This window comes from Rathayibacter sp. AY1A7 (assembly GCF_002930845.1).
Lineage (GTDB): Bacteria > Actinomycetota > Actinomycetes > Actinomycetales > Microbacteriaceae > Rathayibacter.
Genome location: NZ_PSTL01000024.1, coordinates 1 through 13,488, shown reverse-complemented (window position 1 = coordinate 13,488; position 13,488 = coordinate 1). Strand labels below are relative to the sequence as shown.

Genomic DNA, 13,488 nt, shown 5'->3' with positions numbered 1-13,488 from the left:
CCGGTGGCGGCCGGATCGGCGGCCGCGCGGCTCGCGACGGAGGTGTTCTCCCCGGCGGTCCTCGCGGTGCTCGTGCCGGTCGTGGTCGGCGCGCGCGTCGCGGATCCGCCCCTGCTCGGCGTCGCCTGGGGAGCGCTCGCGGCGCTCTTCGTCGGCGTGGTGCCCTACCTCGTCATCCGCCTGCTGATGCGCACCGGCCGGATCCACGGCGACCATCACGTGCCCGACCGGCGCGAGCGGGCGCTGCCGATCGCGCTGGCGCTGGTGTCGATCGCGGCCGGCCTGGTACTGCTCGCCGTGCTCGGCGCTCCTGCCGCGGTGACCACGTTCGGCGTGGTGACGGTGGCCGTGGTGCTCGCCGTCGGCGTGGTCAACCTGGTCTGGAAGCTGTCCGGGCACGCGGCGGTGGTCGCCACCTGCGCCGTCGTCGTGCTGATCGCCTACGGACCGCTCTCCCTGCTGATCAGCGTGCCCATCGTCCTCTGGGTGCTCTGGTCGCGGGTGCGCCTCGGTGCGCACACCCCCGCTCAGGTCCTCGCGGGCGCCGCGGTCGGCACCGTCCTCGCCGGGACCGTCTGGTCCCTGCTCGGCTGACGTCCGTCCCTTCCCGTGTGCCCTCTGGTCGCCGTCCGCGAGATTCCACTCGAGTGGGAGGCACGCCGTGGCGGGCTCACCCGAGTGGCATCTCGCGGAAGGGGTCAGCCGGCGTAGCGCGCGACGAGCTCCCGCTTGAGGATCTTGCCGCTGGGCCCGAGCGGGAGGGCGTCGACGAACTCGACGCGGCGGGGGAACTTGAAGGCGGCGAGGTGCTCGTTCGCGTAGGCGATCAGCTCCTCCGCGGTGGCGGTCGCCGACGGGGCGAGGATCACCGCGGCCATCACCTCCTGGCCGTGGCGCTCGTCCGGGATCCCGAAGACCGCCGCGTTCTGCACGGCCGGGTGCCCGATCAGCACCTCCTCGACCTCGCGCGGGTACACGTTGTAGCCGTTGCGGATGATCATGTCCTTCGTGCGGTCGAGGATGCGGACGTAGTCCTCCTCGTCCTTCGTGCCCAGGTCGCCGGTGCGGAACCAGCCGTCGATCACCGCCTCCGCGGTCGCCGCCGGATTGCCGAGGTACCCCTTCATCAGGTTGTGCCCGCGCACCACGATCTCGCCGAGCTCGCCCCGGGGGAGCAGCTCGACGCGGTCGGTCACGTCGGGGCGGGCGACCTCGACCTCGACGCCCCAGATCGGCGTGCCGACCGTGCCCGGCCGCGGCGGGACTCCGACGTGGTTGAAGGTGGCGACCGGGGAGGTCTCGGTGAGCCCGTAGCCCTCGTAGATCTCGACGCCGAACACCTCGCGGAAGCGCTCGATCACGGCGACGGGCAGCGCGGCGCCTCCCGAGACCGCGTAGCGCAGCGGCGGCCGGTCCTCGCGCCGGGTCGCGGCGTCGAGCAGGGCGACGTACATCGTGGGCACGCCCTCGAAGACCGTGCAGCCGTGGGCGATCATCGCCTCGAGCGCGGCGTCGCCGTCGAACTTCGGCACCAGGACGACCGTCGCGGCGGTGCGGAAGGCCGTGTTCATCGCGCAGACCTGCCCGAAGGTGTGGAAGAGCGGCAGCGCCCCGAGCACCACGTCGCCGCGGTGCAGGTCGAACGTGTTCATCAGCAGCACGTCCGACTGCGAGACGATCGCGAAGTGCGTCCCCTCCGCCCCCTTCGGGCGGCCGGTGGTGCCGCTGGTGTAGAGGATCGTCGCCGTGTCGGAGGGGGAGCGGGGCACGTAGCCGTCGATCGGGGTCGCCTCCGCGGCGAGGTCCTCCAGGCGCGGGAGGGGCGAGGCGGTGCCGTCGGGCACCATCACGCTCAGCACGGGAACGTCGGCGAGGTCCGCTCCGGCGGCCCCCTCGGCGAGCAGCGGAGCGGCGCACACGAGCGCGACGGCTCCGGAGTCGCGCAGGACGTAGGCGATCTCGTCGTGCTTGAGCAGGGCGTGCACCGGGACCACCACGGCGCCGAGCGCGAGGACGGCGAAGTAGCCGCGGGGGAAGTCGGGGACGTTCGGGACGAGCAGGGCCACGCGGTCGCCCGGTCCGATCCCCTGGGCGCGCAGGGCTCCGGCGTAGGCACGGGTCTGCCGCCAGAGGGTCGCGTAGTCGACGGCCTGCTCGCCGACGCGGATGGCGATCGTGTCAGGGGTGCGCCGCGCCGCCTCCGCCAGGATGGCCGCGACGGAGAGGGTGCCGAAGCCGGCGGCGGGCGGGGGAGCGGCGGGGGCCTCGGCCGTGCGGGGTTCGGTGATGCTCATCAAGGCTCCAGTCGTCGTTGACCGCCGCGGCGGATGCCGGGTGCTTCACCGTAGATCCGCCGGGCGGCCGCGTCGAGCGATCCGCACCGGATGTTCAGCACGGACGGGCGGGGAGTGCGCATCCCGGCGCCGAGCGGAAGGGGGTGCGGGAGGCGCGGGCGGCTGCCTACAGTCGGACTGCTGCGGCCCGGTTCGCGGGTCGGACGACGGGAGGCGCGATGCGCGGCGAGGCGACGCTCTACACGGACGCGGTGGTGACGGCTCCGTTCGCCCTCGCGGTGATCGCGGAGGCGACCGGCTCGCGAGTGGTCGGCGCGCGGACCGCGGACGCGCACGTTCCGCTCTACAGCGGTCCGACGAGCGCGCGGGTCGAGATCGCGGGGTTCGGCGACAGCGTGCCGGTCACCGTCGACGTGCGCGACGAGCGCGGGATCGACGAGGCGCGTGCGGCCGCGCAGGCGCTCGGGCTGGAGCTCGCCGCCTACGCGGGCTGGGAGGTCGTGGCCGGCTTCTGAGCGTCGCGTCGGACCCGGGCGAGGTAGTAGCGGCTGGGCGCCGTCCTCACGATCGCGGGAAGCAGGCGGTAGACGGCGAAGGTGCGCGAGAGCGCCCGCTCGAACCGCGCCTCCTGCCGTGCGGTCCAGTGGAAGCCGAAGGGCTCGCGGAGCGCCGCCGGGAGCAGGCCGGCGGTGATCAGGCGGAGGTAGGGGCCGAGCGGGCGCAGGTACCAGGCGGCGATGCTCGGGCCCAGCAGGTCGTGGGCGACGCGGCGGGCCGCGGGCGTGACGTCGAGGCGCTCCAGCTCCCGCTCCCAGTAGGCGTCGAACGCGGTGCGGGAGTCGGGCCAGAGGTCCGCGGGCATCTGCAGGGCCGCACCGACGACGACGGAGCGGCGCACGATGTCGTCCGCCTCCTCCTCGCTCAGCGCGCCGAAGGCGCCCTCGTAGAGCTGCAGCATCGACTGGGTGAGCGTCGCCGCGACCCAGCGCTGCAGCTCCGGGTCGAAGGCCGTGTAGCCGGGGCCGCGCACGGGCACGTGCGCCCTGTTCACGCGGCGGCGGACGGCGCGGACGTCCTCGGGAGTGCCGTAGTGCAGGACATAGAGGTAGGAGAGCGTCCCGTGCAGGCGGTTCACGGCCCGGTGCACGAAGTCGGAGTGGTCGGCGACGCCCTGCCCGACCGCCGGGTGCGCGATCTGGAGGAGGATCGCGCGCGCCCCCGCCAGCAGGAACACGCCCTCGCGGAAGACGTCCGGGGTGCGGGTGGCCGACGACATGGCTCCACGCTACGCGGGAGCGGCGGGCATAGGAGGAGCCGGTGCCCCCGGCGGGCGTCCGGCGGGCGCGGAGCGACCGCACGGGAAGCCCCCGGCGGGTGCGGAGTAGACTCGGCGCGGCCCAGGGACAGTGCCGAGACTCCGGCGTCGTCCGGGCCACCTCGAACTCGAAACGCAAGCGCGCTCGGCGCGGAATGGGAATGCAGCGTGGATCTCTTCGAATACCAGGCCCGTGATCTGTTCGAGAAGTACGGCGTCCCCGTGCTCCCGGGCATCGTCGCCGACACGCCGGAGGAGGTGCGCGCCGCGGCGGAGAAGCTGGGCGGCGTCACCGTCGTCAAGGCGCAGGTCAAGATCGGCGGCCGCGGCAAGGCGGGCGGCGTGAAGGTCGCGAAGACCCCCGAGGACGCGTTCGCCGCGGCGCAGTCGATCCTCGGCCTCGACATCAAGGGCCACGTCGTCAAGCGCGTCATGGTCGCCGGCGGTGCGCGCATCGACCGCGAGTTCTACTTCTCGGTGCTGCTGGACCGGGCCAACCGCTCCTACCTCTCGCTCACCTCCTACGAGGGCGGCATGGAGATCGAGCAGCTCGCCGTCGAGCGCCCCGACGCCCTCGCGCGCGTCGAGGTCGTCCCCGGCCAGGGCATCGACCAGGCCAAGGCCGAGGAGATCGCCCGCGCGGCGAAGTTCCCGGAGGAGCTGATCGCCAAGGTCGCGCCCGTCCTGGTGAAGCTCTACGACGTCTACACCGGCGAGGACGCCACGCTCGTCGAGGTGAACCCGCTCGTGCTCACCGAGGAGGGCGACATCGTCGCGCTCGACGGCAAGGTCTCGCTCGACGAGAACGCCGGCTTCCGCCACGCGGACCACGCCGCGCTCGAGGACAAGGACGCTGCCGACCCGCTCGAGGCGAAGGCCAAGGAGAACGACCTCAACTACGTGAAGCTCGACGGCGAGGTCGGCATCATCGGCAACGGCGCGGGCCTGGTCATGTCGACCCTCGACGTCGTCGCCTACGCCGGAGAGAGGCACAACGGCGTGAAGCCGGCCAACTTCCTCGACATCGGCGGCGGAGCCTCCGCCCAGGTGATGGCGAACGGCCTCGACGTGATCCTCGGCGACGAGCAGGTCAAGAGCGTCTTCGTCAACGTCTTCGGCGGCATCACCGCGTGCGACGCGGTCGCCAACGGCATCCTCCAGGCGCTCGAGATCCTCGGCGACTCGGCCACGAAGCCGCTCGTCGTCCGCCTCGACGGCAACAAGGTCGAGGAGGGCCGCGCGATCCTCCAGGCCGCCGCCAACCCGCTCATCACGCTCGCCGCGACCATGGACGAGGGCGCCGACAAGGCCGCCGAACTCGCCGCCGCGTAACGGACCCGACGACTCAAGGAATCAGAGAACAAGCATGTCGATCTTCCTCACCAAGGACTCCAAGGTCATCGTCCAGGGCATCACCGGCGGCGAGGGCACCAAGCACACCGCGCTGATGCTCAAGGCCGGCACGAACGTGGTCGGCGGCGTCAACGCCCGCAAGGCCGGCACGACCGTCACCCACGGCGACGTCGAGCTCCCCGTCTTCGGCACCGTGAAGGAGGCGATGGAGGCCACCGGCGCCGACGTCTCCATCGCGTTCGTGCCGCCCGCCTTCTCGAAGGACGCCGTCATCGAGGCGATCGACGCCGAGATCGGTCTCCTCGTCGTCATCACCGAGGGCATCCCGGTGCAGGACTCCGCGGAGTTCTGGGCGTACGCGCAGGAGAAGGGGAACAAGACGCGGATCATCGGCCCCAACTGCCCCGGCATCATCACGCCGGGCGAGTCGCTCGTGGGCATCACCCCCGCGACGATCACCGGCAAGGGCCCGATCGGCCTCGTCTCGAAGTCGGGCACCCTGACCTACCAGATGATGTACGAGCTGCGCGACCTGGGCTTCTCGACCGCGATCGGCATCGGCGGCGACCCGATCATCGGCACGACGCACATCGACGCGCTCGCCGCGTTCGAGGCCGACCCCGAGACGAAGGCGATCGTGATGATCGGCGAGATCGGCGGCGACGCCGAGGAGCGCGCCGCGGACTTCATCAAGGCGAACGTCACGAAGCCCGTCGTCGGCTACGTCGCGGGCTTCACCGCCCCCGAGGGCAAGACGATGGGCCACGCCGGCGCCATCGTCTCCGGCTCGGCCGGCACCGCGCAGGCCAAGAAGGAGGCCCTCGAGGCCGCGGGCGTGAAGGTCGGCAAGACGCCGTCCGAGACGGCCGCCCTGCTCCGCGAGGTCTACGCGGCGCTCTAGCGCCCGTCCTCCCCGCACCACCGTCGGAACGGACGGTGCCCCTGCTCCGGCGGGCGGCGCCGTCCGTTCCGTCGTCGGGGCGGGTCCGGCCGGAGTAGCGTCGCAGTGTGACACGCCGCCTCGGACTCGACCTGCTGACCTTCGTGCCGTACCCGGAGGGCCCCGAGCAGCCCGGCGACGCCGCGCGGAGCCTCGAGGACGGGCTGGCCCTGCTCGAGCTCGCCGAGGAGCTCGGCTACGGCACCGGCTGGGTCCGCGTGCGGCACTTCGAGCGCTACCTCGCGTCTCCGATGACCTTCTTCGCGGCCGCCTCCCAGCGGACCCGCCGCCTCCGCCTCGGTACCGCGGTCATCGGCGCCCGCTACGAGTCGCCCGTGCGCCTCGCCGAGGACGCCGCGACCGTGGACCTGCTCTCGGGCGGACGCCTCGACCTCGGCGTCAGCAGCGGCTTCGCGCATCTCTCCTCCGTCTTCGACGGGGTGTTCGGGCAGGCCGAGCGCGACTTCCGCGAGGAGGCGCAGGAGCGCATCGCGCGACTCCGCGAGGCGCTCTCGGGCGCCGTGCTCGGCGTCGCGGAGTCGGCCCTGATGTCGGTCCCGGTCGGCGCTCCGCTGGTTCAGCAGCCGCACGCGCCCGGCCTCGCCGACCGGCTCTGGTACGGGGCGGGAACGGTGTCCTCCGCGGTCCGGGCAGGCGAGCAGGGCATGCACCTGCAGGTGTCCACGCTCAACACGGAGGAGACGGGCCTGCCGTTCGCCGAGCAGCAGGCGGTGCAGATCCGCGCCTACCGCGAGGCCTTCGCCGCAGCGCACCCGGGGCGCACGTCGAGGGTGACGGCGGGCCGGATCGTGCTGCCGCTGCTCGACGCCGCCGACGAGGAGGCGCACCGCCCCTTCATCGAGGGCTACCTCGCGCGGATGGACGACGAGGGCCGCCCCCGCACGGCCGACCGGTCGATCATCGCCGCCCCGATGCGCTTCAGCCCCCTCCATGTCGGGAGCCCGGAGCGGATCGTCGCATCGCTCGCCGCGGATCCGGCGCTCGCGGAGGCGGACGCGCTCACGGTGACGCTCCCGGCGGTCGGCGGGGTGGAGTCGCACCGGCGCATCCTGCGCGCCGTCGCCGAGCGCATCGCCCCGCAGCTGGGCTGGACGCCCGGCGCTTGAGGATCAGCGCCGCGCGAGCAGTGCCCGGACGGGCCGCTGCAGCAGGAGCAGGAGCAGCCACCAGAGCCCGACCGACGGGATCAGCAGCGCCAGCCCCAGTGCGACGAGGAGCAGCGCGAAGGGCAGCAGGGCGGGCGCGAGCGGCAGGGGCCCTGCGCCGGGCCGCCTGAGCTCCGGGTGCCGGGAGAGGCGCAGCTCGATCAGGACCAGCGCCCCGCTCATCGCGGCCATCGTGCCGATGTAGAGCCCGATCGTCGCCCGGGAGTCCGGGAACAGCGCCAGCGCGCTCGTCGAGAACGGGAAGAACGCCAGCGCGGCCAGCCAGAGCAGGTCCAGCCACACCAGGGCGCCGTCGTAGTCCCCGGCGATCTCGAAGACGCGGTGGTGGGGGATCCAGAAGACGGCGATGACCGCGAAGGAGAGCGCGAAGGCGAGGACCGAGTCCAGGTGCTCCGCGAGCAGCGCCGGGACTCCGCCGCCCTCCCGGGCGACCTCGGGAGCCAGCTGCACCAGCGGCAGGACGAGGACGGTGATGGCGATGGCGGCGGTCGCGTCCGAGAAGTTGACGAGCCGGTCGAGCCCGCGCTCCGTCCGACGGTGGGCCGCGCGTCCCCCGGGGCGCCCGCGGTGCACCAGGCGCTCGATCGGACCCGAGAGCAGGAGCAGCAGGAGCGCGAACATGTTGACGGCCGGCACCGCGACGGCGAGCACGAGGGCCGCGAGGAGGACGCTGATCACGATCAGCGACCTCGAGAGGGAGCGCCGCGGCTCCGCCCCCGGGGCCAGGAGATCCGGATCGCGGCGCACGATGAGCTGCATCGCGAGGGTCGCCGCGCTCGCCGCGATCATCGTGCCGATGTAGAGCGCGATGACGCTGCCGTCGGTGTCGAGCACGTTCGAGATCAGGTTCGCCGCGAAGGGGAGCAGGACGACCGCGGCCAGCCAGACGAAGTTCGCGACGACGAGCGCGGGCGAGTACCGGGCCACGCCCTCGAAGACGGAGTGGTGGACCGCCCAGAGCCGCCCGATCACGGCGAACGTGATGAAGAAGGCGGAGAGGGTGCCGTAGTGCCCGGTGAGGAGGGACCCCAGATCGGCCGCGCGGCCCTCCTCGACCACGTCGACCAGGGGGAGGACGAGGAACGTGATGGCGATGGCGACGACGGCGTCCGAGAAGTTCACGAGGCGGTCCAGGCCGCGCTCCGTCCGTGCGTCCGAGGTCCCCGTCATGGCTCCGACACTAGAGGGCCGGGCGGCGCGCCCCTGACCCGCCTCCGAGCGCGCCGCCGCTAGGCTCGTCAGGCCCATGAACCGGATCACCGTCGCCCTCCTCGCCGCCTTCGACGCCGCGCTGTCGGCGCTGATCGGGATCGCGATCCCGCTCGTCCCGCTGACCGTCCTCTGGGCCGTGCAGTACGACACGACGGTCGACTTCGGCGTGTTCTGGCGGGTCGCCGCCGACGCCTGGCTGCTCGGCCACGGGGCCGACCTGCAGGCGGCGCTGGCCCCCGACTCAGCCCTCGCCGTCGCGCTGCCCGGAGGCGCGGACGCCTTCCCGGTGACGATCGCTCCGCTGGCCTTCGCACTCCTCACCGTGCTGCTCGGCGCGCGCACCGGCCGCCGCGCCCAGGAGTCGCCGTTCCGGGCCATCGGCGTCCTCGTCGCGATCGCGACCTACCTGGCGATCGCGCTCCTGGTCTCGCTCGGATCCGCGGACCCGGCCGCCACCGTCGATCCCCTGCAGGGGACGCTGCTGCCGCCGCTCGTCTTCGCGCTGGGGGTGCTCGTCGGAGCAGCGCTCCACTCCGCCCGCAGCGACGAGGCCGACCCCCTCGGCGAGCTGGCCGCCTCCGCGCTCGACCGCGTCCCCGCGCCGGGGCCCGGGCTCGTCCTCGCGTCGCTGCGCGGGGGAGCGCTCGCCGCGGCCGGCGTGGTCGGAGTCGCGGCGGTGCTCGTCGCCGTGCTGCTGGTCGTGCACTACACCTCGGTCGTCGCGCTCTACGAGAGCCTCGGCGCCGAGGCGCTCGGCGGCCTGGCCCTCACTCTCGGGCAGCTCGCGTTCCTCCCGAACCTGGTGATCTGGGCGGCGAGCTGGCTGATCGGCCCGGGCTTCGCCCTCGGCACCGGCTCCTCCGTGAGCGCGGCCGGAACGCTGCTCGGACCGATCCCGTCGATCCCGGTCCTCGCCGCACTGCCCGCAGGGGACTCGGCCTTCGGATTCCTCGGGCTGCTCGTGCCGCTGCTCGCCGGGTTCGCCGCGGGATGGCGGCTGCGGCGCGGCGTGATCGAGGCGCTCGACGGACGCTCGCTGCTGCGCTGGGGCGCGGCCGCGGCCGGCGGGATCGGCGTGGTCGGCGGCCTGCTGCTCGGGCTCCTCGCCTGGTTCTCGGCGGGCGCCGCCGGGCCCGGGCGGCTCGCCCAGGTGGGCCCGGACCCGCTCGTCGTCGGGGCGGTCGCCGCCCTCGAGCTCGCGCTGGCCGCGGGCCTGGGCCTCGCCGCGGGCCGCAGCCGGCGCGGCTGACGCCGGCGGAGGCGTCCCCCTAGACTTGCGCAGTGCTGAAGTTGGTCGTGCTCCTCTCCGGCGGCGGATCGAACCTCCGCGCCCTGCTGGACGCCACCGGCGACGAGGGCTTCCCCGCCCGCATCGTCGCGGTCGGCAGCGACACCGACGCCGAGGGCTTCCGCCACGCCGAGGAGCGCGGAGTCCCCGCCTTCACGGTCGCGCCGCGCGGCTTCTCCTCCCGCGACGAGTGGGGCGCCGCCCTGCTCGGGCGCATCCGGGAGTGGGAGCCCGACCTCGTCGTCTGCGCGGGCTTCATGCGCATCCTGCCGCCCGTGGTGGTGGACGCGCTCAGCCCGCGGATGATCAACACGCATCCCGCCCTGCTGCCCCTCTTCCCCGGCGCTCACGCCGTCCGCGACGCCCTCGCCGCCGGCGCGACCGAGACCGGCGTCACCGTGCACGTGATCGACACCGGCGTCGACACGGGCCCCGTCATCGCCCAGGAGAGCCTCGCCGTGCTCCTCGGCGAGAGCGAGGACGCGCTGCACGAGCGCATCAAGACCATCGAGCGTCGCCTGCTGGTGCAGACGGTGCTCGACATCGCCCACGGAACCGTCGACCTCGAGGAGCTCGCCCGCGCATGAGCATCACCGCCCACGACCCCAGCAGCTACGACGACCGCGACCGGGTCCCCGTCCGCCGGGCGCTGATCTCGGTCAGCGACAAGACCGGCCTGCTCGAGCTCGGAGCGGCGCTCGCCGCGGCCGGCGTCGAGCTCGTCTCCACCGGCTCGACCGCAGCGACCCTCCGCGGCGCCGGCCACGAGGTCACCGACGTCTCGGCCGTCACCGGGTTCCCGGAGTCGCTCGACGGCCGCGTGAAGACGCTGCACCCGGCCGTGCACGCGGGCATCCTCGCCGATCTGAGGCTCGCCTCGCACCGCGAGCAGCTGGAGCAGCTCGACATCGCCGCGTTCGAGCTGGTCGTGGTGAACCTGTACCCGTTCCGCGAGACCGTCGCCGGCGGCGCCGACGCGGCGACCGTGGTCGAGAACATCGACATCGGGGGCCCGGCCCTCGTCCGCGCCTCCGCGAAGAACCACGCCAACGTCGCGATCGTCGTCGACCCGGCCGACTACTCCGGGATCGCGACCGCCCTCGCCGACGGCGGCACGACGCTCGCCGCTCGCCGCACCCTGGCGGCCCGCGCCTTCGCGCACACCGCCTCCTACGACTCCGCCGTCGCCGCCTGGTTCGCCGGGCAGGAGGCGGCCGAGGGCGTCGAGGGCTCGGTCGAGATCCGCGGGACCCTGCAGCAGGTCCTCCGCTACGGCGAGAACTCGCACCAGAAGGCGGCCCTCTACGTCTCGCCCGACGGCACCGGCATCGCGCAGGCGACGCAGCTGCACGGCAAGGAGATGTCCTACAACAACTACGTCGACGCCGACGCGGCCGTCCGCGCGGCCTACGACTTCGTACTGCCCGCCGTCGCGATCATCAAGCACGCGAACCCGTGCGGCATCGCGATCGCGAGCTCGAAGGCGATCGACCCCATCGCCTCCGCCCACCGCCGCGCCCACGAGTGCGACCCGGTGTCGGCCTTCGGCGGCGTCATCGCCGCGAACCGGCCCGTCACCCTCGCCATGGCCGAGACGGTGAAGGAGATTTTCACCGAGGTGCTCGTCGCCCCCGGCTTCGAGCCCGAGGCGCTCGAGGTGCTGAAGACCAAGAAGAACCTGCGCCTGCTGCAGCTCCCCGACTTCTACGCCCCCGTCGAGCGCGAGTTCAAGCAGATCTCCGGCGGCCTGCTGCTGCAGGAGCCGGACCGCTTCATCGGCGGCCCCGGCGAGGTCAGCTCCGGCTGGCAGCTCGTCGCCGGCGAGCCCGCCGACGCCGACACGATGCTCGACCTCGAGTTCGCGTGGAAGGCCTGCCGCGCCGTCAAGTCGAACGCGATCCTCCTCGCCAAGGGCGGCGCCTCCGTCGGCGTCGGCATGGGCCAGGTCAACCGCGTCGACTCCTGCCACCTCGCCGTCACCCGCGCCGGCGACCGCGCCCCCGGCTCCGTCGCCGCCTCCGACGCGTTCTTCCCCTTCGCTGACGGCCTCGAGGTGCTCCTCGCCGCCGGCGTGAAGGCCGTCGTCCAGCCCGGCGGGTCCGTCCGCGACGCCGAGGTCATCGACGCGGCCGCCCGCGCCGGCGTCACGATGTACACGACGGGGGAGCGGCACTTCTTCCACTGAGTGACGGGCGCGGAGCGCCCGCCACTCGGTGGAAGAAGTGGTGTTCGATCTCACCGCCGCTCCCTGCGCGGCGGGGCGCGGTCGGCTCGGCGACGGGGCGCGTTCCGTAGAGCGGGTCGCGTCGCCGGTCGCGGGAATCGCTTGGCACGGGACGCCGCTGAAACTGCTCTGCCCTGCGGCGGGCGGCTCTTAGGGGGCTGCTAGGGGATCGACAGGCGGGGCGCGGGCGGGGGCGCGTAGGGTCACCGGGTGCCTTCCGACTCGACGCCCGCGTCCACTCCCGACACCCCGACCGCCGCTTCCACGATCGCCTCGAACCGGGGCCGCGCGCCCGGGACGGGCCGCCGGATCCTCGTCGCGCTGCTCGCCGCCGCGGCGACCGCGCTCGTGGCGCACCTCGCCAACCTGCTGGCCTTCTTCATCGGCAACCAGCTGCAGCCCGGCTCCATCCCGCAGGTCAACGCCTACTTCCTGCTCTCGAGCGTGCTCGGCTTCGTGGTCGTCCTCGTCCTCGCCGTCGCGGGGATGCTCGGACGCACCTGGAGCGCCGCGCTCGCGGGACTCGTCGCGGGTGTGGTCGGAGCCGTGTTCGGCACGCTCGTCCAAGCCAGCGCCACCGGCGAGGCCGTCACGGGCGCCGTCTGGGCCTCCATCTTCCAGACCTTCGCCGGACTCAACCTCGTCTTCCTGCTCGCGTTCACCGTCTCGGCGGCGAGCGTCGGCCGCGCGCTCTGGAACCGCCTCCGCACCACGGGCGCTCCGGCCGCCGTCGTCACCGACCGCCGCATCGCGATCGTCCGGGCCCCGGCCGCCGACCTCTCGGCGGGCGAGCTCACCCACCTCGAGCGCGTCCCCGTCGACCAGCAGCGCGCCCAGCAGCAGTGGGAGGCGTACGTCGACCTGCTCGAGCGGGCCGGCTGGGAGACGGTCGAGGCCGCACCGGCGCCCGGACTCGCCGACTCCGTCTTCCTCGAGGACGCGGTCGTCGTCTTCGGCGACCACGCTGTGATCGCCCGGTCCGGAGCGGAGTCCCGCCGTGGAGAGACGGCGGGCGCCGAGGAGGCCGTCCGCGCCCTCGGCCTGACGGTCGACCGCATCGAGGAGCCGGGCACGCTCGACGGCGGCGACGTCCTCAAGGTGGGATCGACGGTCTACGTCGGCCGCGGAGGCCGGACCGACGCGGCGGGGGTCGCCCAGCTGCGCGCGATCCTCCGGCCCCGCGGGTACGACGTCGTCGCGGTCCCGCTGACGAAGGTGCTGCACCTCAAGAGCGCCGTGACCGCGCTGCCCGACGGCACGGTCATCGGCTGGGAGCCGGTCGTCGACGAGCCGCGCCTGTTCCCCTCCTTCCTGCCGATGCCTGAGGAGGCGGGCGCCCACGTGGTCGTCCTCGACGACGACACCCTCCTGATGGCCGCCTCCGCTCCCCGGAGCGCCGAGCTACTGCGGAGCCTGGGCTACCGCGTCCTCACCGTGGACGTCTCGGAGTTCGAGAAGCTCGAGGGCTGCGTCACCTGCCTCTCGGTCCGCGTCCGCTGACGGCGGAGGCGGGGGAACCGCCGGATCGCGGCGGCCGCTGGACGGAGCACATAGCCGGGGTATAGCCTTCAAGGCTGCCCGGAGCTCTCCGGCCCGGTGGCACCTCCCGCCTCCCCGCCCACCCGGCAGGGGAGGCCCCGCCCTCGTCGCGAAAGCCCTCCGCCGTGTCCGCTCC

General features: G+C 73.6%; 12 protein-coding genes. 9 read left to right on the top strand and 3 right to left on the bottom strand.

Going from position 1 to position 13,488, the window contains the following annotated elements:
* The first annotated feature begins 3 nt into the window (after nucleotides 1-3).
* A complete protein-coding gene (locus C5B95_RS14920) occupies nucleotides 4-594 on the top strand; it encodes a phosphatase PAP2 family protein (protein ID WP_104227299.1) in 591 nt (196 codons plus the stop codon).
* A 104-nt stretch (nucleotides 595-698) separates the two neighbouring features.
* Here C5B95_RS14920 and C5B95_RS14915 read toward each other — a convergent pair whose 3' ends face one another.
* The gene (locus C5B95_RS14915; RefSeq protein ID WP_104317960.1) at nucleotides 699-2,294 is read right to left on the bottom strand and encodes a long-chain fatty acid--CoA ligase; all 1,596 of its coding nucleotides are present in this window, start codon (nucleotides 2,292-2,294) and stop codon (nucleotides 699-701) included.
* 218 nt (nucleotides 2,295-2,512) lie between these two features.
* Between C5B95_RS14915 and C5B95_RS14910 the strand changes: the two genes are divergently transcribed.
* Nucleotides 2,513-2,809 (top strand): hypothetical protein, encoded by a 297-nt coding sequence (locus C5B95_RS14910; protein WP_104224926.1) that lies wholly within the window; start codon nucleotides 2,513-2,515, stop codon nucleotides 2,807-2,809.
* Here C5B95_RS14910 and C5B95_RS14905 read toward each other — a convergent pair.
* Entirely contained in the window at nucleotides 2,776-3,570 is a 795-nt protein-coding gene (locus C5B95_RS14905) for an oxygenase MpaB family protein (protein WP_104349515.1), read from the bottom strand. The two genes, C5B95_RS14910 and C5B95_RS14905, sit on opposite strands and share 34 nt — an antisense overlap.
* A gap of 207 nt (nucleotides 3,571-3,777) precedes the next feature.
* Here C5B95_RS14905 and sucC point away from each other — a divergent pair, with 207 nt between their 5' ends.
* The 3 genes from sucC (at nucleotide 3,778) to C5B95_RS14890 (ending at nucleotide 7,029) form a co-directional block, all read left to right on the top strand.
* Nucleotides 3,778-4,941, top strand: coding sequence for an ADP-forming succinate--CoA ligase subunit beta (gene sucC, locus C5B95_RS14900; protein WP_104224928.1), 1,164 nt, complete (start codon nucleotides 3,778-3,780; stop codon nucleotides 4,939-4,941).
* A 34-nt stretch (nucleotides 4,942-4,975) separates the two neighbouring features.
* Nucleotides 4,976-5,863: a succinate--CoA ligase subunit alpha gene (gene sucD, locus C5B95_RS14895; protein ID WP_104224929.1), complete on the top strand. Its 888-nt coding sequence runs from the start codon at nucleotides 4,976-4,978 to the stop codon at nucleotides 5,861-5,863.
* Between the two features lie 107 nt (nucleotides 5,864-5,970).
* A complete protein-coding gene (locus C5B95_RS14890) occupies nucleotides 5,971-7,029 on the top strand; it encodes an LLM class flavin-dependent oxidoreductase (RefSeq protein ID WP_104256119.1) in 1,059 nt (352 codons plus the stop codon).
* Between the two features lie 3 nt (nucleotides 7,030-7,032).
* On the opposite strand, the gene C5B95_RS14885 is transcribed toward C5B95_RS14890, so the two are convergent.
* Nucleotides 7,033-8,259, bottom strand: a complete 1,227-nt coding sequence (locus C5B95_RS14885; RefSeq protein WP_181068101.1) for a TMEM175 family protein — start codon at nucleotides 8,257-8,259, stop codon at nucleotides 7,033-7,035.
* Between the two features lie 76 nt (nucleotides 8,260-8,335).
* Between C5B95_RS14885 and C5B95_RS14880 the strand changes: the two genes are divergently transcribed.
* The 4 genes from C5B95_RS14880 to ddaH all read left to right on the top strand — a co-directional run bounded on the left by C5B95_RS14880 (nucleotide 8,336) and on the right by ddaH (nucleotide 13,313).
* Nucleotides 8,336-9,550, top strand: coding sequence for a DUF6350 family protein (locus tag C5B95_RS14880; RefSeq protein WP_104227293.1), 1,215 nt, complete (start codon nucleotides 8,336-8,338; stop codon nucleotides 9,548-9,550).
* A gap of 32 nt (nucleotides 9,551-9,582) precedes the next feature.
* Entirely contained in the window at nucleotides 9,583-10,176 is a 594-nt protein-coding gene (gene purN / locus C5B95_RS14875) for a phosphoribosylglycinamide formyltransferase (protein WP_104349513.1), read from the top strand.
* A complete protein-coding gene (purH, locus tag C5B95_RS14870) occupies nucleotides 10,173-11,774 on the top strand; it encodes a bifunctional phosphoribosylaminoimidazolecarboxamide formyltransferase/IMP cyclohydrolase (protein ID WP_104238472.1) in 1,602 nt (533 codons plus the stop codon). Before purN ends, purH begins: the two co-directional genes overlap by 4 nt.
* Nucleotides 11,775-12,023: 249 nt before the next feature.
* On the top strand, nucleotides 12,024-13,313 hold the full coding sequence (gene ddaH / locus C5B95_RS18015; protein WP_308471276.1) for a dimethylargininase: 1,290 nt from the start codon (nucleotides 12,024-12,026) through the stop codon (nucleotides 13,311-13,313).
* Nucleotides 13,314-13,488 lie beyond the last annotated feature (175 nt).